Raw genomic sequence first — 22,684 nt, forward strand, 5'->3', positions numbered from 1 at the left:
AGCGAGTATATCGACAAAGCCCGGTCATTCATTGACCGGGCGATCAAAAGCGAGATCCAGAGCCCAGTTTTTACAACAGATCCAATGCCTGCATGGCGGCGCGGATCCGCTCGCGGGTAGCTTCCGACAACGGCATCACCGGCAGACGGCACTCTTCGCTGCACAGACCCAGCAGGGAGACCGCATACTTGGCCCCTGCGGGGCTCGGCTCGGCGAACATGGCCTGGTGCAGCGGAATGAGCTTGTCCTGCAATTCGCGGGCAGCTTGCCACTCACCGGCCAGCGCCAGGTTCTGCACCTCGGCCACCAGCTTGGGGGCCACGTTGGCCGTCACCGAGATGCAACCCTGGCCACCACCGATGTTGTAGGCCACGGCGGTGGCATCTTCACCGGAGAGCCAGGCAAACGGCTTCTTGATGAGCTGGCGTTCAACCCAGGGGCGGGCCAGATCACCGGTGGCATCCTTCACGCCGGCAATGCGCGGCAACTCGGCCAGACGGGCCAGGGTCGCCGGCTGCACGTCAACGATGGCGCGGGGCGGAATGTTGTAGACGATGATGGGTTTGGTGGTGGCGTCGTGCACCGCCTTGAAGTGGTGGTAGAGCCCTTCCTGATTGGGGCGGTTGTAGTAACCGGCCACATGCAGGGTGGCATCCGCTCCCATCTGCTCGGCATAGCGGGTGTATTCAATGGCTTCAACCGGGTTGTTGGAGCCTGCACCTGCGATCACGGGAATGCGCCCGGCCACCAGCTTGACCACCAGCTCCACCACGCGGCAATGCTCATCGTGGGTCAGGGTCGGGCTCTCCCCGGTCGTGCCGACCGGCACTATGCCATGGGTTCCCTGCTCTATGTGCCACTCCACCAGGCGAGCCAGTGCGGCCTCGTCCAGCTGGCCCTGTCGAAATGGGGTGATCAGGGCAACTATCGAACCTTGAAACATGGGATTTCCTTCTCCTAAACAGATGGATTGGTCAATAAAAAGCCCCGGTACGGGAGTCGCTACCGGGGCTTGAATCGTCTCAGGGATGAGAGGTTACGCGCGCACGCCAGCAGGCCCGATTGTCAGGCTATGTTTATGCTTTCGTTTCGATACGCATGACCGCATTGCATCATCTCTGGGTAAATAGGCGTCTGGGCATATTTCGGGAACACGGCATAAATGTCAAGGCGAAAGCGGCCATGTATAATGGCCGCCCAAAAATGCGTGGAGAGACCCAATGAGCCGCCCTGCCGGAGCCATCAGCCAGAAAAACAGTGCCGTCAGTCAGATGCTGGAACGTAACCAAGCCCTCTTTGTCGGCAAGCGGCTGTTGGTGTGCGGTGCCCTGGAGGATGATTATCCTCGTCAACTGGCCGAGCTGGCACAAAGCCTGACCGTCTTCACCACGGATTACTGCTATTACCGCACCCAGCAGGCCGTTCTGGGAGACGCCATCCTGTTCGATCACCAGCTGGGTGGCGCCCCCCGATTCGATGCCCTGCTGCTGCTGATGCCCAAGGCCAAGGCCGAGGCGCAATACCTGCTGGCCATGATGACGCCGCTGCTCGAAAGCGGGGCCGACCTGTTCCTCGCCGGCGAGAACCGGGGCGGCATCAACGGGGCAGACAAGCTGCTGGCACCTTATGGCGAGAAACCGATCAAGCGCGACTCTGCGCGCCGCTGCTCTCTCTACCACGGCACGCTCGACAAACCGGTCGTCCCCTTCGAGCTGGACGCCTGGTTCAGTCGCTATGAGTGCCAGGCGGGCGACACCACCCTGACCGTCATGGCCCTGCCCGGGGTCTTCAGTGCAGACGGCCTGGATCTCGGCACCCAGATGCTGCTGGCGAGCCTCCCCCCCGTAACGGGCAAGCTGCTCGACTTTGGCTGCGGTGCCGGCGTCATCGGTTCCGTGCTGGCCAAGCGCAACCCGGCCCTGGCTGTCACCATGGTGGATATCAATGCCCTGGCACTGGAGTCCAGCCGCCGAACCCTGGCGGTCAACGGTCTGAGCGGACGTGTTCATGCCTCCGATGTCTATTCCGACATTGCCGAAACATTCCAACAGATTGTCTCGAATCCCCCCTTCCATGCCGGGCTCAAGACCTTCTACGCCGCCACCGAAACCTTCCTGGCAAAGGCTCCTGAGTACCTGACCGCAAATGGCACCCTGACCATAGTCGCCAATGCCTTCCTGCGATACCAGCCTATACTGGATGCGCACTTCAAACAGACCGAGGTGATCGCGGGCGACGCCAAATTCAAGGTGTATCTGAGCAAAGCTTAAAGAAGTGCAACGGTTGTAATAAAACAAGTAGAGAGTGCCAGACGGGATCTGTTAAGGTACCAAGAAAACGTTCACCACCCCTTTAGGGGTGTTTTTTTCGCAGCAACATGAAAACCTTTTCAACATCATGATCTCAGGGAGAGAACGACGATGGCAGGCATACTCACCATGATACTGGCAGGCGGTGAAGGTACCCGACTGCAACCGCTGACCACCACCCGCAGCAAACCCTCCGTGCCCTTTGGCGGCAGTTACCGGTTGATCGACTTCGTGCTCAACAACTTCGTCAACGCCGACTTCCTGCGCATCTATGTACTCACCCAGTTCAAGTCCCAGTCCCTTTATCTGCACATGAAGAAGGGCTGGAACATCGTCGGCATCACGGATCGCTTCATCGACCCCATTCCGGCCCAGATGCGAATGGGCAAACGTTGGTATGACGGCACCGCAGACGCCATTTACCAGAACCTGCGCTTCATCGAGATCTCCGACCCCGAACACGTCTGCATCTTCGGCTCCGATCACATCTACAAGATGGACGTGAGCCAGATGGTGAGCTTCCACAAGCAGAAAGCGGCCGCCCTGACCGTCGCGGCACTGCGCATGCCCATCGAGGAAGCAAGCGCCTTCGGGGTGATCGAGGTGGATCAGGAAGGGCGCATGATTGGCTTTGAAGAAAAGCCCCGTCACCCGAAACACATCCCCGGCGACCCCACCCAGGCCCTGGTCTCCATGGGCAACTACATCTTCGAGACCGAGGCCCTCTATCGGGAGCTCAAGCGGGATGCCGCCGAGGAGAACTCCAGTCACGATTTCGGCAAGGACATCATTCCCAGCCTGTTCCCCCGTGCCCCCGTCTACGTCTACGACTACAGCACCAACGTGATCCCGGGCGAGAAGCCCAACGTCTACTGGCGCGATGTGGGGACGCTCGACTCTTACTGGCAGGCACACATGGACCTGGTGGCCGACGATGCCCCCTTCTCTCTCTACAATCGCAAGTGGCCGCTGCACACTCATTACCCGCCCCTGCCCCCCGCCACCTTCATCGATACCGACGACTGCAAAGTCAAGATCGCCAACTCCCTGATCTCCGGTGGCTGCTTCATTCAGGGCAGCCAGATCCAGCGATCCATACTGGGATTTCGCTGCAACATAGGCCCCTGCAGCCACATCAGTGAATCCGTGCTGCTGGGGGATGTGAAAATCGGCGAAGGTTGCTCCATTCGCCGCGCCATCATCGACAAAAACGTTGAAATTGCACCCGGCACCGTGATCGGTGAGAATCTGGACCATGACAGAGAGCGGTTTACCGTATCCGAAGGCGGTATCGTCGTGGTACCTAAGGGAGCAAGAGTTGGCTATTAACCCACTGAAAATCCTGTTTGTAGCCTCGGAGGTTGAGGGGCTGGTGAAGACCGGGGGCCTGGCGGATGTGGCCAAGGCCCTGCCGCAGCATCTCGCCCGTCAGGGGCACGATGTGCGCATCATTATGCCCTTCTACAAGACCATCAAGCGCCGGGACGAGGCCACCCTCCTCGCCTCGCGCTGGCTCCCCACCCCCCAGGATCGCAGTGATATCAGCTATCGCATCCATCAGCTGGAACTGGACGGGATCTGCGTCTATCTGCTCGATTGCCCGCACTATTTCGACCGCCCCCAGCTCTATGCCGAGAACAACCAGGCCTATCCCGACAACGGTGAACGCTTTGCCTTTCTAGCCGCGGCGGCTCTGCATGCGTGCGAACAGCTGGGTTTCGCTCCCGACATCGCCCACTGCAACGACTGGCACACCGGTCTGCTGCCGCTGCTGCTGAAAACCCGTCATGCCCACAACCCCTTCTTCCAGCGCACCCGGTCGGTCATCAGCATTCACAACGCGGCCTTTCAGGGGGTATTCGATCGCCAGCAGTTCTGGGCCGTGCCGGAAATCCACGACTACGAGCAGCGCATCAACTACGACTATGGTCACATCAATCTGCTCAAGTGCGGTGTGCTCTACGCAGACAAGATCAATGCGGTCAGCCCCAACTACGCCAGCGAGCTGCTGACGCACCCGGGCGCTCACGGCATGGCCAGCGTATTCCAGCAGCGGGCTGCTGACCTGCGTGGCATCCTCAACGGCTGTGACTATCAGGACTGGGATCCCGCCTTCGATCCTCTGTTGCCCGCCACCTATGATGCCGACAACCTGGATGGCAAACACACCTGCAAGCGCATCCTGCAGCAGGAGACGGGGCTCCCCGTCGGCAACCTCCCCATCTATGGCATGGTGTGTCGACTGACCGAGCAGAAAGGAGTACACCTGCTGATCCCGGCCCTGGACAAGTTCTTGCAACATCAGGTCCAGGTAGTGATCGTGGGCTCCGGTGATCCCTCTCTCGCCGCCCAGTTGCAAAGCATTGCCCAGCAGCATCCCGACAAGTTTGCCTTCATCAATGCCTATGACGACCGTCTGGCCCACCTGGTGGAGGCCGGCGCCGACTTCTTCCTGATGCCTTCTCTGTTCGAGCCATGCGGGCTCAACCAGATGTACAGTCTGGCCTATGGCACCCTGCCCCTGGTGCGGGCCGTCGGCGGATTGAAAGATACCGTCGTGGACTGGGATGCCGACCCGACGCACGCGACCGGTTTCTGCTTCAACGATCCCACTGCCAGCACCTTGCTCGATGCCATGCGCCGCAGCCTGCTCCATTATCTGCAGGAACCGGCACGCTTTGCCCGTGTGCAGCACCACGCCATGAACACCCGCTTCGACTGGGCAGACTCCGTCATCCTGTACGAACAGATGTATCAGGATGCGCTGGCCACCGTCTGACGCCGATTGCTGAAGTTTTGTGCCCTTGGCACGCCTTTATCCGTCAACAGCGAAAAAAGTCCCCTTTGGCTGTTGACGCCCCCCCAAAACTCTATAGAATCCCCCACCGCAGTGATGCGAAGGTGGCGGAATTGGTAGACGCGCTAGCTTCAGGTGTTAGTGTCCCACGGATGTGAGGGTTCGAGTCCCTCTCTTCGCACCATACTGCAACATGCTCTTATCAGACGGCATGTAAATTCAGACTGATAACCGATGTGCGAAGGTGGCGGAATTGGTAGACGCGCTAGCTTCAGGTGTTAGTGCCCCCCGGGTGTGAGGGTTCGAGTCCCTCTCTTCGCACCATGCTTTTGTCAGACAGCATGTAAATCCAGACTGATAACCCGATGTGCGAAGGTGGCGGAATTGGTAGACGCGCTAGCTTCAGGTGTTAGTGCCCCCCGGGTGTGAGGGTTCGAGTCCCTCTCTTCGCACCATGCTTCTGGCATGTAAAACGCAGAAAATGCGCTCCAACCGCATTTAAAAACCAGCTGGAGAAAATCAGTGTGCGAAGGTGGCGGAATTGGTAGACGCGCTAGCTTCAGGTGTTAGTGTCCCACGGATGTGAGGGTTCGAGTCCCTCTCTTCGCACCATCATTCTGCAAAGGCCCGTTACGAGAGTAACGGGCCTTTTGTGTTTTCATGCCCCATGGCTATGCTGTTGAAGATGCTGCGCCACCACGGGGGTTTTCCCATGATCCTGGATACCGATATTCACAACTTCTATGAGCATCTGGTGCTCAAGGAGATAGAAAAGCAGGGGTTGGCTCGAACATTGACCCCCTATCAGCTGGCAGACCTCTGCTGCCTGACACTCAACCAGCTTCCCTCACACTACATCCGTCACGATGTCGACATGATCTACTTCACGACAGACGCCGAACGCAGCGAGATGGAGAAGAAGGTCATCGCCTCCCTGCGCCAGGCCTACGACAAGATCCAGGCCGTCCCCACTCGCCAGGCTTAATGCCAGCCCTGCTGCCAGAGCAGAGTGACGACCCCTGTCATTCCCGCAACCGGCAGCAGGATCAACACCGGTCTCAGCCTGGGTTCCAGCATGACCCAGGCAGCCAGCAAGAACCCCAGGCTCCAGAACCCGTATTCCTTCTCCTGACCCCAGACCAGCACCACCAGAAGGGCGGCCAAGAGCAGAGCGCGTGCTATCCAGTTCATTGGCATTGGTCCGAAAAAAGATTAATGATAACCATTATCATATTTGGTGTTGCCATCTGCAATCGAACTTGCCTATGGATCTCCGGCTATCAAACGGTGTCGATTGAACAGTGAAAAATGCCGATTAGATCAACTATTTTGTGGGATTTTAAAATTTTAAAGCTGTTTTTCCGAATGAGCAGGGATTTTACACCTCCGCTTTATGGTAGATTGCGCCCTCTTTTGGTAAGCCTCTCGGGATCGACACATCCGCAGGACGAGAGGGGCTGACCTTGGCGAGCAAGAGTTTAGGGAGCGTCTATGCAAAACCAACAACACCACATCCGATTGCCGGGCATGTCGCAAGTATTTGCCTGCCTGGCCATTTTCCTGGCCCTGGCCTTCTCCTTCACCAGCGTGCTGGATCTGCCAATCCAGCTGGCACTGTTCATCGCCTGGTTCGTCATCATGGGGCTCGGCATCAAGCTCGGCCATGATTACAAATCCCTGGAACAGGCGGCAGTCGACGGCGTCGCCAAGGGGATGGGGGCCATCCTGATACTGATCTCCGTCGGTGCCCTGGTGGGCACCTGGATTGCCGGCGGCATCGTCCCCAGCATCATCTACTTCGGCCTCAAGGTGATACACCCCTCCATCTTCCTGCTGGCGACCCTGATCATCTGCTCTCTCACCTCGCTGGCCACCGGCACCTCCTGGGGCTCGGCGGCCACCGCCGGCATCGCCATGATGGGTATAGGCCACAGCCTGGGGGTACCCGCGCCGCTGGTAGCCGGTGCCGTGCTCTCCGGCGTCTACTTCGGTGACAAGCTCTCCCCGCTCTCCGACTCCGTGGTGCTGGCCTCGACCATGTCCAACGTCGACGTGATGGAACACATCAAGGGGATGCTGCCCATCAGCCTGTTCTCCTACGTCATCACCGCCGCCCTGTTCACCGTGGTCGGCATGCAGTATTCCGGCAACGTCAGCCTGGAGCAGGTCAATCTGGTGATGGACGCCCTCGACAAGCAGTTCAACATCACCCCCATGGCCATAGTGCCCGTGGTGCTGGTGCTGGGCCTGTTGGCCAACCGCAAGCCCGCCTTCCCGGTGATCAGCTTCGGCGCCTTGCTGGGTCTTGTCTGGGCCATCGTCTTCCAGGACATGGATCCGGTGAAGGCAATGCACTCCGCCTACAGCCCGTTTGCCATTACCTCCGGCGTCGACTTCATCGACAACATCCTCGGCCGCGGCGGCATGGAGTCCATGCTGGGTTCCGTGGCCGTCATCATCTTCGGCTTGGGCTTCGGCGGTCTGCTGGAGAAGGTCGGCATCCTCTCCGTCATCGCCAGTGCCTTCGAGAAGCGCATCAACAGCGCCGGCAGCCTGACCAGCCACACCATCGGCACCGCCTTCTTGGCCAACGTGTTCGGTTCCGCTATGTATGTATCGCTGATCCTGACCCCCAAGATCATGGCCAAGAACTACGACAGACTGGGGCTGGCGCGCAAGAACCTCTCCCGCAACGCCGAGTTTGGCGGCACCCTCACCTGCGGCATGGTGCCCTGGAGCGACAACGGCATCTTCATGGCCGGGGTCCTCGGGGTAGCGACCCTCGACTACCTACCCTACATGTGGCTCAGCTTCACCTGCATCATTGTGACCATCACCCTCGCCTATCTGGGCAAGGGAGTGAACCGTGTACCGGTCACAGAGGCGGTGACAGCCCGCTAATTTCCGTAAAAACAACGACAAAGGCGCCATCACGGCGCCTTTGTCTGGGCGCGATTCGAGGTTAAGCTGGCACTCACCTTGATCGCACGTGGCAGGACGCCCAGATGAACTTCACCTTTCGCCAGATCCGCTATTTCGTGGCGGTGGCCGACAGCTTCTCGGTGAGCCGGGCAGCCGCCGAGCTGCACATCTCCCAGTCGGCGGTCACCAGCGCCATCCGCGAGCTGGAGACCGAGCTCGGCGCCGCCCTGTTCGAGCGCAACCCGCGCGGCGTCAGCCTCACCACCCAGGGCCACCAGTTTCTGCTGCACGCCCGTCGCATCCTCGGCGCCATGACCGAAGCCAGCCACTCCCTCAAGGCGGTGGCCCAGCAGGATCAGGGGCGGCTTACCATAGGCGTAACCACCCTGGTTGCTGGCTACTACCTGTCGGAAGCGCTCGGCCGCTTTCGCCGCGCCTTCCCGGCGGTGCAGATCGAGGTGAAGGAGGATGAACAGCCCTATCTCGAGCACCAGATCGTCAACGGCGAGGTGGACGTGGGGATCCTGATGACCAACCGCACCATCCGCCAGGAGGCGTTCGATACCGAGTTGCTGACCCGCTCTCCGCTGCGGGTCTGGCTCGCCGCCAACCACCCCCTCTGCGCCGAGTCGACCCTCTCCCTCAAGGCGCTCGGCGAGGAGCCCATGATCTCGCTGACCGCCGACCAGCTTGACCAGATCATCGGCGGCGGCCTGCGCCGCTACGGCATCGCGCCGCGCATCGTGCTGCGGACCGCCTCGGTAGAAGCGGTGCGCAGCCTGGTGGCGAGCCAGCTCGGGCTCGCCCTGCTGCCGGACTTTGCCTACCGCCCCTGGTCCCTGGAGCAGGAGCGGGTCGAGGCCCGCGCCATCAAGGAGCCCATCCCCGCCATCGACATCGGTCTGGTGTGGCGGCGCGGCTCGCGCCTTGACTGGGCCGCACGCGAGTTCATCGACATCGCCAGAGATCAGAGCCGGCTACGGGCCCGCCAGCACCTCCCCCGCTAGGACTGAGCCTGAACAGCCGTGACTCCGGCAAAAAAATCAGATTCATCCGCACTCGATATCGATTTTACAGATACCCAAGCCGTTAAAAATTGAAATTCTCATTGCTCCCGGCTTCTCCTACGCTCATGACTGGTTAACAGGATGTTAATGCCTACTGTGGCGCCGCCACGGTTGCCAATCATGCAAGGAGAGCAAGATGAAATTGACCCCTCTGACCCTGGCCCTGATCCCGGCGCTGCTGGCAAGCCAGGTCCAGGCTGCCCCCACCACCCTCGGCAAGGGTGAAGGCCAGCTCAACATCGTGGCCTGGGCCGGCTACGTGGAGCGCGGCGAGACCGACAAGAACTACGACTGGGTCACCGGCTTCGAGAAAGAGACCGGCTGCAAGGTCAACGTCAAGACGGCCGCCACCTCGGACGAGATGGTGGCGCTGATGAACGAGGGGGGCTTCGATCTGGTGACCGCCTCCGGCGACGCCAGCCTGCGCCTCATCGCCGGCGGCAAGGTGCAGGCACTCAACCTGGCGCTCATCCCGAGCTACGGCAAGATAGACCCCCGCCTGCAGAATGCCCCCTGGCACACGGTGGACGGCAAGCACTATGGCGTGCCCTACCAGTGGGGCGGCAACATCTTGATGTACAACACCAAGGTGTTCCCCAAGGCGCCCGACTCCTGGAGCGTGGTGTTCGAGGAGCAGACCCTGCCGGACGGCAAGTCCAACAAGGGTCGAGTGCAGGCATTTGACGGCCCGATCCACATCGCCGATGCCGCCCTCTATCTGATGAGCCACCAGCCGGCGCTCGGCATCAAGGATCCCTACGAGCTGAACGAGGATCAGTACAAGGCCGCCCTCGACCTCCTGCGCCAGCAGCGCAAGCTGGTGGGACGCTACTGGCACGACGCCTTCGTCCAGATCGATGACTTCAAGAACGAGGGGGTGGTGGCCTCCGGCTCCTGGCCGTTCCAGGCCAATACCCTCATCGCCGACAAGCAGCCCATCGCCACTACCGTGCCCAAGGAAGGGGTCACCGGCTGGGCCGACACCAGCATGGTGCACAGCGAGGCGAAGAACCTCACCTGTGCCTATCAGTGGCTGGAGCACTCCCTCAACAACAAGCTGCAGGGGGATCTCGCCTCCTGGTTCGGCTCAGTGCCCGTGGTACCGGCCGCCTGCGAGGGCAATGCCCTGCTCGGGAAAGAGGGGTGCAAGACCAACGGCATCGACAACTTCGATCGCGTGCACTTCTGGCGAACTCCTGTCTCCCAGTGCAAGAGCCAGGGAACCTGCGTGCCCTACTACCGCTGGGTCTCGGACTATATCGCCATCCTGGGTGGCCGCTAAGACCGGATAACCAGATGGGGCCGGACAGGAGTCCGGCCCGCTTCCCACACAGACAAGGACGTCCCATGAATGCCGTACAATTTGACCGGGTCAGCCGCCACTATGGCGAGGTGAAGGCGGTCGACGACATCTCCTTCCAGATCCCGGCTGGCGAGTTTTTCACCCTGCTGGGGCCGAGCGGTTCCGGCAAGACCACCTGCCTGCGGATGATCGCGGGCTTCGAATACCCGAGCGAGGGGGAGATCCAGCTGTTTGGCGAGCCCTGCTCCACCGTGCCCCCCTACGATCGCAACCTCAATACCGTGTTTCAGGACTACGCCCTGTTTCCCAACATGGATGTGCGCGACAACATCGGCTACGGCCTGATGCTCAAGGGCGTCGCCAAGGCGGAGCGTTACCGCAAGGTGGACGAGATGCTGGAGCTGGTGCGCCTGCCCGGCGTCGGCAACCGCAAGCCGGGCCAGCTCTCCGGCGGCCAGCGCCAGCGCATCGCCATCGCCCGAGCGCTGATCAACCAGCCGCGCATCCTGCTGCTGGACGAACCGCTCGGGGCCCTCGACCTCAAGCTGCGCGAGCAGATGCAGCTCGAACTCAAAGCCTTGCAGCGCCAGCTCGGCATCACCTTCATCTTCGTCACCCACGATCAGCAGGAGGCGCTCTCCATGAGCGACCGCATCTGCATCTTCAATCAGGGCAAGATCGAGCAGATCGCCGCGCCGGATACCATCTACGACGCCCCCGCCACCCCCTTCGTCGCTCGCTTCGTCGGCACCGTCAACCTGTTCGAGGGGGAGCAGGCCCGCCGGCTGTGCGGCGATGCTCAGCAGATGATGGTGCGCCCGGAGCGGATCCGGCTCGCCGAGGCCGGCACACCGGGCTGGTCCGGGGAGGTGCGCGAGGTTGAATATCTCGGCCCCTTCGTGCGCTACCGGGTTGATCTCGGCGAGCAGCTCGAGCTTATCGTCAACCACCCCAACGAGGGCCAGGCCCGCCTGCCCCGTGGCGCCCGGGTCAGCCTCAGCTGGCCGGAGCAGGCGATCCATCACCTGCACACCGCCCCTCAGGGAGCTCAACCATGAGCGCCCCCCACAGTGCGAGCCTTGCCATGAGCCAACCCACTGCCCCCCTCTCCTATCGGCCGCTGCGGCACCTCTCCACCCTGCTCTACGGGCGGCCAGGCCTGCTGCTGGCCATCCTGCTGGGGCCGCCACTGCTCTGGCTTGGCATCATCTATGTCGGCTCCCTGCTGATGCTGCTCTCCAACGCCTTCTTCGGACTGGACGAGTTCAGCGGCCAGATCCGCCACGAGCTGGGGCTGCAGAACTTCGTTGCCCTGCTGCGGGCTGAGAACTTGGACGTGATCCTGCGCACCGTCGGCATGTCGCTGCTGGTGACCCTGGCCTGCGCCCTGCTCGGTTTTCCGATCGCCTACTACATGGCGCGCTACACCAGCGGCAAGACCCGGGCCCTGTTCTACGTCGGCATCATGCTGCCGCTCTGGTCCAGCTATCTAGTGCGGGTCTACGCCTGGAAGCTGATCCTGGCCAAGGAGGGGGTCATCAGCTGGCTGGCAGACACCCTGGGACTGGACTGGCTGCTGGACGCCATCCTCTCGCTGCCGGTGATCGTGGGGCCGTCGCTGTCATTCTCGCGCATCGGCACCTTCATCGTGTTCGTCTACGTCTGGCTGCCCTTCATGATCCTGCCCATCCAGGCGGCGGTGGAGCGGATCCCGCGCCCCTTGCTGGAGGCGAGCGGCGATCTCGGCGCCACCCCGGCCCAGACCTTTCGCACCCTGATCCTGCCGCTGGCCCTGCCCGGCGTGGTGGCGGGCTCCATCTTCACCTTCTCCCTAACGCTGGGGGACTACATCATCCCCGGCATCATAGGCAACTCCACCATGTACATAGGTCAGGTGGTCTACATGCAGCAGGGCACGGCGGGCAACCTGCCCTTCGCCGCCGCCTTCTCGCTGGTGCCGATCCTCATCATCGCCATCTACCTGACCATCGCGAAACGCTTGGGGGCCTTCGATGCGCTCTAATACTTCCATGAAACGGGACCATGGCAGCCAGCCCTCCGGCCTGCTCAAGTACGCGGCCATCGGCGGCCTCTTGTTCCTGCACTTCCCGATCCTGTTCATCTTCCTCTACGCCTTCACCAGCGAGAGCAAGAGCTATCAGTTCCCACCGCCCGGGCTCACCCTCAAGTGGTTCGAGGTGACCCTCAACCGCCCCGACGTGTGGCGCGCCATCCAGCTATCGCTGGAGGTAGCGGGGCTGGCGACGCTGGCCGCCATGGTGCTCGGCACCCTGGCGGCGGGGGCCATCGCCCGCAGCCGCTTCTTCGGCCAGGAGGTGGTATCGCTGTTGCTGGTGCTGCCCATCGCCCTGCCCGGCATCGTCACCGGCATCGCGCTGCGCTCCGCCTACGGGGTGATGGAGATCCCTTTCAGCTTCTGGACCATCGTCATCGGTCACGCCACCTTCTGCGTGGTGGTGGTCTACAACAATGCCCTGGCGCGCTTTCGCCGCACCAACCAGAGCCTCATCGAGGCGTCGATGGATCTCGGTGCCGACAGCGTCCAGACCCTGCGCTACGTGATCCTGCCCAATCTGGCCACGGCACTGCTGGTGGGGGGCATGCTGGCGTTTGCCCTCAGCTTTGACGAGGTGATCGTCACCACCTTCACCGCGGGCCAGCAGACCACGCTGCCGATATGGATGTATCAGGAGCTGATCCGGCCACGGGACAGGCCGGTCACTAACGTGGTGGCGCTCATCATAGTGGCCTTCACCACCATTCCCATTCTGCTTGCCTACTACCTCACCCGCGACGGCCAGGACGTTGCCGGCAGTGGCAAATAACGACTCAACGCGTGCGCAAGGATGCAACCATGAAACTCTCTACCCAACTTTTGATCGACGGTCAGTTCGTCACCGGTGACGGCCAGGCCGAGCCCATCCTCAACCCGGCCACCGGCGAGCTGCTCGCCTCGGTGCCCGAAGCCTCGTTCGAGCAGGTGAACCGTGCGGTGAACGGCGCCCAGCGCGCCTTCGCCCAGTGGAGCCGCACCACCCCGGCCCAACGCAGCACCCTGCTGCTGCGCCTGGCCGATGCCATCGAGCGCCACGCCGAGGAGTTTGCGGAGCTCGAATCCCTCAACTGCGGCAAACCCTATCTGGCGGTGCTCAATGACGAGCTGCCGGCGGTGGTGGACTGCTTCCGCTTCTTCGCCGGCGCCGCCCGCTGCCTGCAGGGGCCACTCGCCGGGGAATATATCGAGGGACACACCAGCATGATCCGCCGCGACCCCATCGGTGTGGTGGGCAGTATCGCCCCCTGGAACTATCCGCTGATGATGGCGGCCTGGAAGATGGCCCCCGTGCTCGCCGCCGGCAATACGGTGGTGCTCAAGCCCTCCGAGCAGACCCCGCTCACCGCCCTGCGCCTGGCGGAGCTGGCCAGCGAGCTCTTCCCGCGCGGCGTCATCAACATCGTCTGCGGCCGGGGCGAGAGCGTGGGGGCGCCGCTGGTGGAGCACCCGCTGGTGCGCATGGTGTCCCTCACCGGTGACATCGCCACTGGCCAGAAGATCCTGCAGAGCGCCGCCCGCACCATGAAGCGCACCCATCTGGAGCTTGGCGGCAAGGCGCCGGTCATCATCTTTGACGATGCAGACTTGGAGGCCGTGGTGGCCGGCATTCGCACCTTCGGCTTCTACAACGCCGGCCAGGATTGCACAGCCGCTTGCCGCATCTATGCCCAGGGCAAGATCTACGACAAGTTCGTCGCCGCCATGACCGAGGCGGTTGCCTCCATCAAGGTGGGCGGTCCGCGCGAGGAGGGGGTGGAGATGGGGCCGCTCATCTCGGACCGGCAGCGCAACCGGGTGGCCAGCTTCGTGGAGCGGGCCCAGAGCAGCGGTCACGTGGAGGTGACGGCGGGGGGCAAGATCCGCCCCGGCCACGGCTTCTTCTTCGAACCGACCCTGATCGCCCACGCCCGTCAGGAGGATGAAATCGTGCGCCGGGAGGTATTCGGCCCGGTGGTGTCGGTGACCCGCTTTGGCGACGCCGAGCAGGTGGTGCAGTGGGCCAACGACTCGGACTACGGCCTCGCCAGCTCGGTCTGGACCCGGGATCTCGGCCTTGCCAGCAAGGTAGCCAGCCACCTGCAGTACGGCTGCACCTGGATCAACACCCACTTCATGCTCACCTCCGAGATGCCCCACGGCGGCATGAAGATGTCCGGCTATGGCAAGGATCTCTCCCTCTGTGCGCTGGAGGACTACACGGTGCCGCGGCATATCATGGTCAAGCTCTAGACTCCCGTCCCCCTGAAAACAAGATGGCCCCTTGGGGCCATCTTGTTTTGCATCAGGTCTGTGCATCCCTGCTGTGCACCGACGCAGCGTCACCATTCACCCGACCGCGACCCGCATCAACATCATGACAACCGCCACAGCCAGTGGTGATCCAGAATCAGCAGACCAAACAGCAGCATCAGGTGATAGATGGAGAAACGGAAGGTGCGCATCGCCTGGCCGGGGCGCTCCTCATATTTCAACAACCAGCCATGCCAGCAGAATCCAAGGTTCAGCCCCAGGCTGCCGACCAGGTAGACAAGCCCCGACATGCCGATCAGATAGGGCAGCAGACAGACGAGCGTCAGGATCAGCAGATAGAGCAGGATGGCTGTCTTGGTGAAATCGGTGCCGTGGGTGACCGGCAGCATGGGAATGTCGGCACCGGCATAGTCATCGCGCCGGTGGATGGCCAAACACCAGAAATGGGGCGGCGTCCAGGTAAAGATGATCATCACCAGCAGCCAGGGCTCGGCCGAAAGCTGCCCCGTGATGCTGGTCCAGCCCAAGAGCGGTGGCATGGCTCCCGCCAATCCACCTATGACGATATTCTGCGATGTGGCCCGCTTCAGCAGCAGGGTATAGACGACCGCATAGCCGAACAGGCTGGCCAGGGTTAGCCAGGCAGTCAGGGGATTCACGCCCCAATGGAGCAGAACAAACCCCGACAGTGCCAGACAGATCGCAAAATTCATCGCCTGCCCCGGCGTGATCCGTCCCGTGGCGACCGGGCGCCAGCGCGTTCTGCGCATCCGGGCATCGATGCCGCTATCCAGAGAATGGTTCATGGCCGCCGCCCCGGCAGCGAGCAGTCCAATCCCCGCCAGGCCCAGTATCATCTCGTCCAGAGAGGCGCGTGTCGGCTCGGCCAGCAGCATGCCCACCCAGGCGGTCAGGAGCAGCAGGGCGACCACCTTTGGTTTGGTCAACTGACAATAATCGTGCACCCGGCGGAGGGCGAAGCGCTGTACCCGCCCTCTCCCATTCATGTCCGGCTCCTGACCATCCCAGGGGATGGCAAGGGGTCGTGATGAGGCAAAGAGAGGCTCCCGCGCGCCAGCACACAACAGGCCAGCAGGTGGGCGGCCACCAGATTGTGTGCAAGGGCGTTGGCCAGCGGCAGGGCCAGATGGACGTTCGCCAATCCCAAGGCAATCTGCACGGTCAGCAGACCCAGCAACAACCAGCCAAACCCTCTCAAGGGGGACCGCTGGCAGAGCAGCGCGAGGGCGAAAGCACCCACCAGCAAGGCCGTGGTCAGCGCTCCCAGGCGATGGGCGATGTGAATGGTCTGGCGCGCCTCCTTGCCCAGCACGCCGAACTCATAGCTGGCGTGCCCCAGAGGGAGATGAAAGGCTTGCGCCCAATTCAGCTCTGCCTGCCAGTTGCCCTGGCACAAGGGAAACTCCACACACGCCATGGCCGCATAGTTCGCCGACGTCCAGCCCCCCAGCGCGATCTGCAGCAGCAACACGCCACAGGCCATGCTGCCAAGCCAGGAAACGCCCTGGTGTACGGGCGGGGGTGAAGGGAAACCTGCCAATTCGGCCCGATAGAGCCATAGCAAGGTCAGGATGGCGAAGCCGCCCAGCAGATGAGTGGTCACCACCAGGGGATGCAGGGCCAGGGTCACCGTCCACATACCCAGTGCCGCCTGACCCGCAACCAGCACCAGCAAGATGAGCGAGAGGTGGCGCAGTCGGCCGCCTGTACGCCAGCCCAAGCCGGACAGGAGCACAATCACGCCTCCCAGCACCCCGGCGAAGTAGCGATGCACCATCTCGCTGCGCGCCTTGTGAGGAACAAGCGGGCTGGCCGGATAGCGCTGTGCCGCCAGTTCCGCATGCTCGGCGCGGGGAATGGCAAGGGAACCATAGCAACCTGGCCAATCGGGGCAAGCCAGCCCGGCATCCGTCAACCGGGTATAAGCACCGAGCGCGATGACCAGAACTGCCAGCACAATGGCCGCGGAGGCCAGCCTCTTGTGCATCTTCATATGCCGCCTCGCTGACCGTGCAGTAACCAGAAGATGCGAGTCCCATGCCGGCTGCATCGTCACTGCACCCCACGCTGATACTTGAGCAGTTGCTGCAGATCCGACAGTACCGCCTTGCCAAGCAACGGCCAGGTCGTCGTGCTGCCGGGCACCTCGTAACGCAAGATGGCCAGCCCGCGGGCGTCCACCAGCAGTATATCCCCCTCCCTCATTTCACTGTTTGCCTCGTGAGGTGGCGTCAACTGGACCAGCTCCAGCTTGTCCAGATTACGGCCAAGTGCGGCCTGGATACGTGCCATCAGCGCGGGGACCTGCCGGCATTGCCCCTCGCAGCGAGGGGCCACCAGATAGACCAGTCGCCATTGGTGCTGATGGGCAGGCAGCGGTTGCAACAGGTAGATCTCCTGGTGCAGCCAGTGCCCCTTGCTGCGCGTGCCGGGTTCATACCAGCCCTGGTGAAGAGTCAGAGCCGCCAGCACCACAGGCAGCAGGATCACCGCAGCAAAGAGCGCTGGCACCCGCCAGCGTCGCCATCCGCTCATGGGGAGCACCTCCTCGTCAGCATGACCCCCCCTGACAGAACCACCAGCGCCAAGCCGAGCCATTGCACCGCATAGGCCCGGTGTTTTTCAGGAGGCATGACATTGTGCTGGTAGTGATAGAGGAATGGGGTTCGTCTTTGATACAACACGGCGTCTGCAAGCGGGGCTCCGATTGCCTGTCGCAGGGTCTCGACCCTGATGGATTGCAGCCGGTTCGGGTAGGGGCCTGGTTCTATGTTCAGTCCCAGCAGGAAGCCGCCGGGAGCCATGCGCAGAACACCTTCAAGGGTCATTGCGGCGGGGATGGCGGGATTGGGCAATTGCGACCTGTCGGATGGCGCGGGCACCCATCCCAGGTTGACCAGCAACAGTGAGGATCCCCCCTCTGCGCGTACCGGGATGAGCACGTCATAGCCAACCTCCCCGTTGACGATCTGGTTGTCCAGCAACCAGACATAAGGGCTGACCCACTCGGCTTTCCCTTGCAGAGGCTGGCCATCCAGTGACTCCGGGTGTTGCCAGTCGATCTGGGCCAATGTCCTTGGCCCGGCCTGCTGCATCTTTGCCATCTGCGCCAGCCAGGCCGTTTTTTCCATTCCGCGCTGCCACTGCCAGAACGCCAGCTTGCACAAACCGGCCGTCACCACCAGAGTGAACAACAAGACGAACCAGCGTCTGTGATGCCATGGTCGTCGCTTGTCTCGTGCAGCCGAATCGCGCATATCGAGGAGGATCCCAAGATGTTGATCAAGGTCGTTCTGGTACTCATGCTGCTGCTCATCATCGGCCAGCTGTTTCACGCCCTCTGGCTGATGCTCAGTCCAGGCAATACGCAAAAGATGTCGGTACCTCTGAGCCGGCGCGTCTTCTTCTCCCTGCTGGTGGTCATCATACTGCTGCTCTCTCTCGCGATGGGCTGGCTGGAACCCAACCCGCGCCCCTACTGAGCACGGCATCAAAGCAGGTAGATAAAGACGAACAGACAGAGCCAGACCACATCGACGAAGTGCCAATACCAGGCCGCAGCCTGGAAAGCGAAATGACGCTGTGGGGTGAAATGATCCCTCAACATGATGCGCAGCCAGATGATGGTCAGGAAAAGGGTGCCCAGCAGCACGTGCAGTCCATGGAACCCGGTCAGAATGAAGAAGGTATTGCCATAGATGCCGGAATCCAGCCGCAGCCCGAGATCCCGATAGGCATGCAGATACTCATAGCCTTGAAACCACAGGAATATCAGCCCGAGCACCACGGTGGCCAGCAACATCCCCTTGAGCCGCATGCGTCTGCCGTTTTCCAGACTCATGTGTGCAAACAGCAGGGTCACGGAGGAGCCGAGCAGGATCAGGGTATTGATGAGGGGGATCCCCTGCCAGGGCATGGCCTGGGTCGTGGCACCGCCGGGCGTCTTGAGCAGGGGCCAGTGAGCGGTGAAATCCGGCCACAGCAGCTGGCCCGTCATCACCCTGTGGCCCGCACCATCCAGCCAGGGCACCGCAAGCTGGCGGGCATAGAACAGCACTCCGAAAAAAGCCAGAAAGAACATCACTTCGGAGAAGATGAACCAGACCATGCCCTGCCTGAAGGATCTGTCCATCTGGGCGCTGTAGAGCCCGGTCATGGACTCCCGGATGATGTGACGGAACCAGCCAAACAACATGAATGCCAGCAGGGCGACACCGGCCATCATCAGATACCGGCCGAAACCGGTCTGCCCACTCGCCACTTCATTGACCAGATGTCCCGCCCCCAACGCCAGGAAAAACAGTGCAATGGCACCAATGATGGGCCAGCGACTCTGGTCCGGGACATAATAGGTCTGGTTCACCTTGGCCATGGTCATTTCCTCTGTGCGAGTGCCGGTGCAGGTACGGACTCCGTGATGTCATAGAGCGAGTAGGAGAGCGTGATGGTATTGATGCTGTCCGGTAGTGCCGGATCAATATAGAACTTGAGCGGCATCAGCTTGCTCTGCCCTGCCCTCAGCTCCTGGCGATTGAAGCAGAAACACTCCACTTTCTTCAGATAGGCTGCGGCGGGACCGGGAGAGACCGACGGGACCGCCTGACCCACCATGGTCCGCTCCGTGGGATTGAACACCCGAAAGTTGACCATCTTCACCTCCCCTGGCTTCACCGACAGCCGAGTCGTCTCACCGCTGAACTCCCACGGCATCCGGGTATCCGCATGAGCAAGAAACTCGATCTGGATGCTCCGCTTGCTGTCGATCACCGCCCGCTCCGTACTGGCCGCTTGATCAGACGTCTTGCCATTGAGGCCGGTGATCCGGCAGAAGACGTCATAAAGCGGCACCAGCGCAAAGGCAAAACCAAACATGACGAGCACGACCAGAGCCAGTTTTCTGAGCAAGGGGGCATGACTGACCTGGGTCATATGACCTCCCTAACGCTCTTCCGACCGGATATCCGGCGGAGTCTGGAAACTGTGATAGGGAGGGGGAGAAGAGAGCGTCCATTCCAGCCCCTCGGCCCCCTCCCATACCCGATCGCTCGCCTTGGCTCCGCCTCTGATGCATTTGACCACGCCCCAGACAAACAGCAGCTGAGACAGGCCGAAGGCAAAGCCCCCCAGGCTGATCAGCATGTTGAAGTCGGCAAATTGCAGGGCGTAATCGGGAATGCGGCGAGGCATGCCCGCCAGCCCGACAAAATGCATGGGGAAAAACAGCACATTGACCGAGACGAGCGAACACCAGAAGTGCCATTGGCCGAGCCGCTCGTCATACATGTGCCCCGTCCATTTCGGCAACCAGTAGTAGGCCGCAGCCAGGATCGAGAAGACGGCACCGGTCACCAGCACATAGTGGAAATGGGCCACTACGAAATAGGTGTCGTGATACTGAAAATCAGCTGGCGTCATGGCCAGCATCAGCCCGGAGAAACCGCCAATGGTGAACAGGGTGATGAAGGCGATGGCAAACAGCATGGGGGTCTCGAATGTCAGAGAACCACGCCACATGGTAGCAAGCCAGTTGAATACCTTTACCCCTGTCGGCACCGCGATCAACATGGTGGTGTACATGAAGAACAGCTCCGCCACCACGGGCAATCCGGTGGTGAACATGTGGTGAGCCCAGACCATGAAGGAGAGCAAGGCGATGCTGCTGGTGGCATAGACCATGGAGCGATAACCGAACAGCTTCTTGCGGGAGAAGGTCGGAATGATGCTGGAGACGATGCCGAAAGCCGGCAATATCATGATGTAGACTTCCGGGTGCCCGAAGAACCAGAAAATGTGCTGAAACAGGACAGGATCCCCCCCACCGGCCGCATCGAAGAAACTGGTCCCGAAATACTTGTCCGTCAGCACCATGGTCACCGCAGCCGCCAGCACCGGCATGACAGCGATGAGCAGAAACGCCGTGATGAGCCAGGTCCAGACAAACAGCGGCATCTGCATCCAACCCATACCCGGCGCCCGCAGGTTGAAGATGGTCACGATGACGTTGATGGCCCCCATGATGGAGGAGATCCCCATGATGTGGATGGCAAAGACGAACAGGGCCGTGCTGTTGCCGCTGTACTGGGTGGACAGGGGGGCATAGAAGGTCCAGCCAGAACTGGGGCCGCCTCCCTCCATAAACAGGCTCGACAGGAGGATGAGGAAAGCAAACGGCAGGATCCAGAAGCTCCAGTTGTTCATGCGGGGCAACGCCATGTCAGGTGCCCCAATCATGATGGGGATCAGCCAGTTGGCGAGGCCGGTGAAGGCGGGCATGACGGCACCAAAGACCATGATAAGGCCGTGTACCGTGGTCATCTGGTTGAAAAACAGGGGTTCCACCAGTTGCAGTCCGGGCTGGAACAGTTCTGCCCGGATCACCATGGCCATGGCGCCACCGGTAAAGAACATGGTGAGGGCAAAGCAAAGATAGAGGGTACCGATGTCCTTGTGATTGGTGGTGTAGAGCCAGCGCCTCAGACCGGCCGCTGGCTGGTGGACATGTTCGCTGTGCGGGGTATCCGTGATTCCATCACTCATGCCGACGCCTCACTTGTCCTTGTCCGGATTGGCCGGGTTGAGAAGGGACTGCACCTCGGCTGGCTGCACAAGGTCGCCGGTCTTGTTATCCCAGGCATTGCGTTCATAGGTGATGACGGCGGCCAGTTCCTGCGCCGTCAACTGTTTGCCAAAAGGCTGCATCGCCGTGCCGCTCTTGCCATGCAGGACGATGTCCAGATGCTGGGCCCGATGTTCCGCCTGTGTGGTCACCTTGCTGCCATTGAGCGCCGGGAAGATGCCGGGCAATCCGGTACCCGCGGGCTGATGACAGGCCGCACAGTGGCCCAGATAGACTTTCTCCCCCTGCGCCATGGCTTGTGGCAACGTCATGGTCTCCGCTGCCTGCGCCTGTTGCTGTGCCTTGGCAGTTGCCTGCTCGTCTCCCTTTCTGGCAATCCACGTCTCGAACTCCTCTGCGGATTTGGCCACCACAACCACGGGCATGAAACCGTGATCCTTGCCGCACAGCTCGGCGCACTGCCCACGATAGGTGCCCGGCTTGTCGATCCGGGTCCAGGACTCGTTGATGTAGCCAGGATTGGCATCTTTTTTCACGGCGAAGGCGGGAACCCACCAGGAGTGAATGACATCGTCCGAGGTCATCAGGAAACGGATCTTCTTGCCGACCGGCAATACCAGAGGGTTATCCACCTCCAGCAGATAATTGCCGCCCTTGGGGGCATCACCGGAGATCTGCTGTTTGCTGGTCGCCAGCAGGGAATAAAACGCCACCGGATACTCGAGGTATTTGTAATGCCATTTCCATTGCGAGCCCGTGACGAGGACGGTGAGATCGGCCTTGGAGGTATCCTCCATCTTCAACAGGGTCGAGGTTGCCGGTGCCGCCATCGCGATCAGTATCAACACGGGGATGGCCGTCCACAGCAACTCGATGCGGGTGCTTTCGTGAAACTGGGCGGCTTTGGCACCGCGCGATTTTCGATGGTGCACGATGGACCAGAACATGATGCCGAAGACGAGCAGACCGATGACGCAACAGATATAGAAAATCGTCATGTGCAGGTCATAGACCTGCTGGCTGATGGCGGTCGCCCCGCGCGTCATGTTGAACCGGATCTCATTGGCAAAGGCGCTGCTGCTGATGAACCACATCATCATTCCGGCACCTGCCTGAGCTGCATCGTTTCTCACATTGCACTCCCTGTGCACGTTGGAGAAGATGGCCTGCATTCAATACGCCCAACGCTAACCATCTGAAAATAATGCATTTATTAAAATTCATTTCACATTCAAGTATTATACCAATCGGATTAAACATTAGGTCAGTTTTATCCAATCTCGGCTACAAAGTGACATCACCCGCTCCACATCGGCAATAAAGTGCTTCCAGGCCGATGTGCAGGCATCAAGGATGTCGTC

The 22,684-nt window shown here is 61.1% G+C and carries 21 protein-coding genes, 4 tRNA genes and 1 pseudogene; 16 read left to right on the forward strand and 10 right to left on the reverse strand.

Annotation, left to right across the window (positions count from 1 at the left end):
• Positions 1 to 70: 70 nt before the first annotated feature.
• On the reverse strand, positions 71 to 943 hold the full coding sequence (dapA, locus tag ACNPAA_RS05640; RefSeq protein ID WP_010675753.1) for a 4-hydroxy-tetrahydrodipicolinate synthase: 873 nt from the start codon (positions 941 to 943) through the stop codon (positions 71 to 73).
• A 298-nt stretch (positions 944 to 1,241) separates the two neighbouring features.
• On the opposite strand from dapA, the gene rsmC reads away from it, so the two are divergent.
• From rsmC to ACNPAA_RS05680, 8 genes and pseudogenes are all read left to right on the forward strand, one after another.
• Positions 1,242 to 2,270 (forward strand): 16S rRNA (guanine(1207)-N(2))-methyltransferase RsmC, encoded by a 1,029-nt coding sequence (gene rsmC, locus ACNPAA_RS05645; protein ID WP_417891640.1) that lies wholly within the window; start codon positions 1,242 to 1,244, stop codon positions 2,268 to 2,270.
• A gap of 147 nt (positions 2,271 to 2,417) precedes the next feature.
• Positions 2,418 to 3,638: pseudogene (glgC, locus tag ACNPAA_RS05650) on the forward strand (glucose-1-phosphate adenylyltransferase); the annotation flags it as partial.
• Positions 3,628 to 5,088, forward strand: a complete 1,461-nt coding sequence (glgA, locus tag ACNPAA_RS05655; protein WP_029314827.1) for a glycogen synthase GlgA — start codon at positions 3,628 to 3,630, stop codon at positions 5,086 to 5,088. The pseudogene glgC and the gene glgA, both read left to right, overlap by 11 nt.
• 116 nt (positions 5,089 to 5,204) lie before the next feature.
• Positions 5,205 to 5,290 (forward strand) — tRNA-Leu (locus ACNPAA_RS05660).
• A 54-nt stretch (positions 5,291 to 5,344) separates the two neighbouring features.
• Positions 5,345 to 5,430, forward strand: a tRNA-Leu gene (locus ACNPAA_RS05665).
• A 45-nt stretch (positions 5,431 to 5,475) separates the two neighbouring features.
• Positions 5,476 to 5,561: transfer RNA gene (locus tag ACNPAA_RS05670), tRNA-Leu, on the forward strand.
• Positions 5,562 to 5,632: 71 nt separating this feature from the next.
• Positions 5,633 to 5,718 (forward strand) — tRNA-Leu (locus ACNPAA_RS05675).
• A gap of 100 nt (positions 5,719 to 5,818) precedes the next feature.
• The gene (locus tag ACNPAA_RS05680; RefSeq protein WP_029314828.1) at positions 5,819 to 6,091 is read left to right on the forward strand and encodes a late competence development ComFB family protein; all 273 of its coding nucleotides are present in this window, start codon (positions 5,819 to 5,821) and stop codon (positions 6,089 to 6,091) included.
• On the opposite strand, the gene ACNPAA_RS05685 is transcribed toward ACNPAA_RS05680, so the two are convergent.
• Positions 6,088 to 6,297: a hypothetical protein gene (locus ACNPAA_RS05685; RefSeq protein WP_171865440.1), complete on the reverse strand. Its 210-nt coding sequence runs from the start codon at positions 6,295 to 6,297 to the stop codon at positions 6,088 to 6,090. The genes ACNPAA_RS05680 and ACNPAA_RS05685 overlap by 4 nt on opposite strands.
• 300 nt (positions 6,298 to 6,597) lie before the next feature.
• On the opposite strand from ACNPAA_RS05685, the gene nhaC reads away from it, so the two are divergent.
• From nhaC to ACNPAA_RS05720, 7 genes are all read left to right on the forward strand, one after another.
• On the forward strand, positions 6,598 to 8,007 hold the full coding sequence (gene nhaC / locus ACNPAA_RS05690) for a Na+/H+ antiporter NhaC (protein WP_045522095.1): 1,410 nt from the start codon (positions 6,598 to 6,600) through the stop codon (positions 8,005 to 8,007).
• Positions 8,008 to 8,111: 104 nt separating this feature from the next.
• A complete protein-coding gene (locus tag ACNPAA_RS05695; protein WP_043152857.1) occupies positions 8,112 to 9,035 on the forward strand; it encodes a LysR family transcriptional regulator in 924 nt (307 codons plus the stop codon).
• A 196-nt stretch (positions 9,036 to 9,231) separates the two neighbouring features.
• A complete protein-coding gene (locus ACNPAA_RS05700) occupies positions 9,232 to 10,377 on the forward strand; it encodes an ABC transporter substrate-binding protein (protein ID WP_128312919.1) in 1,146 nt (381 codons plus the stop codon).
• Between the two features lie 65 nt (positions 10,378 to 10,442).
• Positions 10,443 to 11,456, forward strand: a complete 1,014-nt coding sequence (locus ACNPAA_RS05705; protein ID WP_045522100.1) for an ABC transporter ATP-binding protein — start codon at positions 10,443 to 10,445, stop codon at positions 11,454 to 11,456.
• Positions 11,453 to 12,421: an ABC transporter permease gene (locus ACNPAA_RS05710; RefSeq protein WP_161470577.1), complete on the forward strand. Its 969-nt coding sequence runs from the start codon at positions 11,453 to 11,455 to the stop codon at positions 12,419 to 12,421. Before ACNPAA_RS05705 ends, ACNPAA_RS05710 begins: the two co-directional genes overlap by 4 nt.
• Before the next feature lie 7 nt (positions 12,422 to 12,428).
• On the forward strand, positions 12,429 to 13,244 hold the full coding sequence (locus tag ACNPAA_RS05715) for an ABC transporter permease (protein WP_201871850.1): 816 nt from the start codon (positions 12,429 to 12,431) through the stop codon (positions 13,242 to 13,244).
• Positions 13,245 to 13,273: 29 nt separating this feature from the next.
• The gene (locus tag ACNPAA_RS05720) at positions 13,274 to 14,704 is read left to right on the forward strand and encodes a gamma-aminobutyraldehyde dehydrogenase (protein ID WP_417891638.1); all 1,431 of its coding nucleotides are present in this window, start codon (positions 13,274 to 13,276) and stop codon (positions 14,702 to 14,704) included.
• 122 nt (positions 14,705 to 14,826) lie between these two features.
• Here ACNPAA_RS05720 and cyoE read toward each other — a convergent pair whose 3' ends face one another.
• The 4 genes from cyoE to ACNPAA_RS05740 are packed head-to-tail and all read right to left on the reverse strand — an operon-like array spanning position 14,827 to position 17,943.
• Complete coding sequence (gene cyoE, locus ACNPAA_RS05725; RefSeq protein WP_052814414.1) at positions 14,827 to 15,732, reverse strand: heme o synthase; 906 nt, start codon at positions 15,730 to 15,732, stop codon at positions 14,827 to 14,829.
• Positions 15,729 to 16,739, reverse strand: a complete 1,011-nt coding sequence (locus ACNPAA_RS05730; RefSeq protein WP_052814413.1) for a COX15/CtaA family protein — start codon at positions 16,737 to 16,739, stop codon at positions 15,729 to 15,731. The genes cyoE and ACNPAA_RS05730 overlap by 4 nt, the downstream gene beginning before the upstream one ends.
• Positions 16,740 to 16,798: 59 nt before the next feature.
• Positions 16,799 to 17,281 (reverse strand): hypothetical protein, encoded by a 483-nt coding sequence (locus ACNPAA_RS05735; protein ID WP_042864890.1) that lies wholly within the window; start codon positions 17,279 to 17,281, stop codon positions 16,799 to 16,801.
• On the reverse strand, positions 17,278 to 17,943 hold the full coding sequence (locus tag ACNPAA_RS05740) for an SURF1 family protein (RefSeq protein WP_236729415.1): 666 nt from the start codon (positions 17,941 to 17,943) through the stop codon (positions 17,278 to 17,280). The genes ACNPAA_RS05735 and ACNPAA_RS05740 overlap by 4 nt, the downstream gene beginning before the upstream one ends.
• Positions 17,944 to 18,021: 78 nt before the next feature.
• On the opposite strand from ACNPAA_RS05740, the gene ACNPAA_RS05745 reads away from it, so the two are divergent.
• Positions 18,022 to 18,228, forward strand: a complete 207-nt coding sequence (locus ACNPAA_RS05745; RefSeq protein WP_052814411.1) for a DUF2909 family protein — start codon at positions 18,022 to 18,024, stop codon at positions 18,226 to 18,228.
• Positions 18,229 to 18,236: 8 nt separating this feature from the next.
• Here the strand turns inward: ACNPAA_RS05745 and ACNPAA_RS05750 are convergent, their stop codons facing one another.
• From ACNPAA_RS05750 to coxB, 4 genes are read right to left on the reverse strand one after another with little or no spacing between them, the layout of a single operon-like run.
• A complete protein-coding gene (locus ACNPAA_RS05750; protein ID WP_052814410.1) occupies positions 18,237 to 19,118 on the reverse strand; it encodes a cytochrome c oxidase subunit 3 in 882 nt (293 codons plus the stop codon).
• Positions 19,119 to 19,120: 2 nt separating this feature from the next.
• Entirely contained in the window at positions 19,121 to 19,675 is a 555-nt protein-coding gene (locus tag ACNPAA_RS05755; protein ID WP_052814409.1) for a cytochrome c oxidase assembly protein, read from the reverse strand.
• 9 nt (positions 19,676 to 19,684) lie between these two features.
• Positions 19,685 to 21,283 carry a cytochrome c oxidase subunit I gene (ctaD, locus tag ACNPAA_RS05760; protein ID WP_045522119.1) on the reverse strand — a complete coding sequence of 533 codons (1,599 nt, stop codon included), beginning with the start codon at positions 21,281 to 21,283 and terminating at the stop codon, positions 19,685 to 19,687.
• A gap of 9 nt (positions 21,284 to 21,292) precedes the next feature.
• Positions 21,293 to 22,423, reverse strand: coding sequence for a cytochrome c oxidase subunit II (coxB, locus tag ACNPAA_RS05765; protein WP_233720920.1), 1,131 nt, complete (start codon positions 22,421 to 22,423; stop codon positions 21,293 to 21,295).
• Positions 22,424 to 22,684 lie beyond the last annotated feature (261 nt).

The sequence above is a fragment of the Aeromonas sp. PS2Canimalfood6 genome (assembly GCF_048276795.1).
Lineage (GTDB): Bacteria > Pseudomonadota > Gammaproteobacteria > Enterobacterales > Aeromonadaceae > Aeromonas > Aeromonas caviae.

What these genes read in the sequence shown, in the direction of transcription:
- dapA (WP_010675753.1), bottom strand. Translation starts at nt 943, where the DNA reads ATGTTTCAAGGTTCGATAGTTGCCCTGATCACCCCATTTCGACAGGGC.
- ACNPAA_RS05680 (WP_029314828.1), top strand. Translation starts at nt 5,819, where the DNA reads ATGATCCTGGATACCGATATTCACAACTTCTATGAGCATCTGGTGCTC.
- ACNPAA_RS05685 (WP_171865440.1), bottom strand. Translation starts at nt 6,297, where the DNA reads ATGAACTGGATAGCACGCGCTCTGCTCTTGGCCGCCCTTCTGGTGGTG.
- nhaC (WP_045522095.1), top strand. Translation starts at nt 6,598, where the DNA reads ATGCAAAACCAACAACACCACATCCGATTGCCGGGCATGTCGCAAGTA.
- ACNPAA_RS05695 (WP_043152857.1), top strand. Translation starts at nt 8,112, where the DNA reads ATGAACTTCACCTTTCGCCAGATCCGCTATTTCGTGGCGGTGGCCGAC.
- ACNPAA_RS05700 (WP_128312919.1), top strand. Translation starts at nt 9,232, where the DNA reads ATGAAATTGACCCCTCTGACCCTGGCCCTGATCCCGGCGCTGCTGGCA.
- ACNPAA_RS05705 (WP_045522100.1), top strand. Translation starts at nt 10,443, where the DNA reads ATGAATGCCGTACAATTTGACCGGGTCAGCCGCCACTATGGCGAGGTG.
- ACNPAA_RS05710 (WP_161470577.1), top strand. Translation starts at nt 11,453, where the DNA reads ATGAGCGCCCCCCACAGTGCGAGCCTTGCCATGAGCCAACCCACTGCC.
- ACNPAA_RS05715 (WP_201871850.1), top strand. Translation starts at nt 12,429, where the DNA reads ATGAAACGGGACCATGGCAGCCAGCCCTCCGGCCTGCTCAAGTACGCG.
- ACNPAA_RS05720 (WP_417891638.1), top strand. Translation starts at nt 13,274, where the DNA reads ATGAAACTCTCTACCCAACTTTTGATCGACGGTCAGTTCGTCACCGGT.
- cyoE (WP_052814414.1), bottom strand. Translation starts at nt 15,732, where the DNA reads ATGAATGGGAGAGGGCGGGTACAGCGCTTCGCCCTCCGCCGGGTGCAC.
- ACNPAA_RS05730 (WP_052814413.1), bottom strand. Translation starts at nt 16,739, where the DNA reads ATGAAGATGCACAAGAGGCTGGCCTCCGCGGCCATTGTGCTGGCAGTT.
- ACNPAA_RS05735 (WP_042864890.1), bottom strand. Translation starts at nt 17,281, where the DNA reads ATGAGCGGATGGCGACGCTGGCGGGTGCCAGCGCTCTTTGCTGCGGTG.
- ACNPAA_RS05745 (WP_052814411.1), top strand. Translation starts at nt 18,022, where the DNA reads ATGTTGATCAAGGTCGTTCTGGTACTCATGCTGCTGCTCATCATCGGC.
- ACNPAA_RS05750 (WP_052814410.1), bottom strand. Translation starts at nt 19,118, where the DNA reads ATGGCCAAGGTGAACCAGACCTATTATGTCCCGGACCAGAGTCGCTGG.
- ACNPAA_RS05755 (WP_052814409.1), bottom strand. Translation starts at nt 19,675, where the DNA reads ATGACCCAGGTCAGTCATGCCCCCTTGCTCAGAAAACTGGCTCTGGTC.
- ctaD (WP_045522119.1), bottom strand. Translation starts at nt 21,283, where the DNA reads ATGAGTGATGGAATCACGGATACCCCGCACAGCGAACATGTCCACCAG.
- coxB (WP_233720920.1), bottom strand. Translation starts at nt 22,423, where the DNA reads ATGATGATGTGGTTCATCAGCAGCAGCGCCTTTGCCAATGAGATCCGG.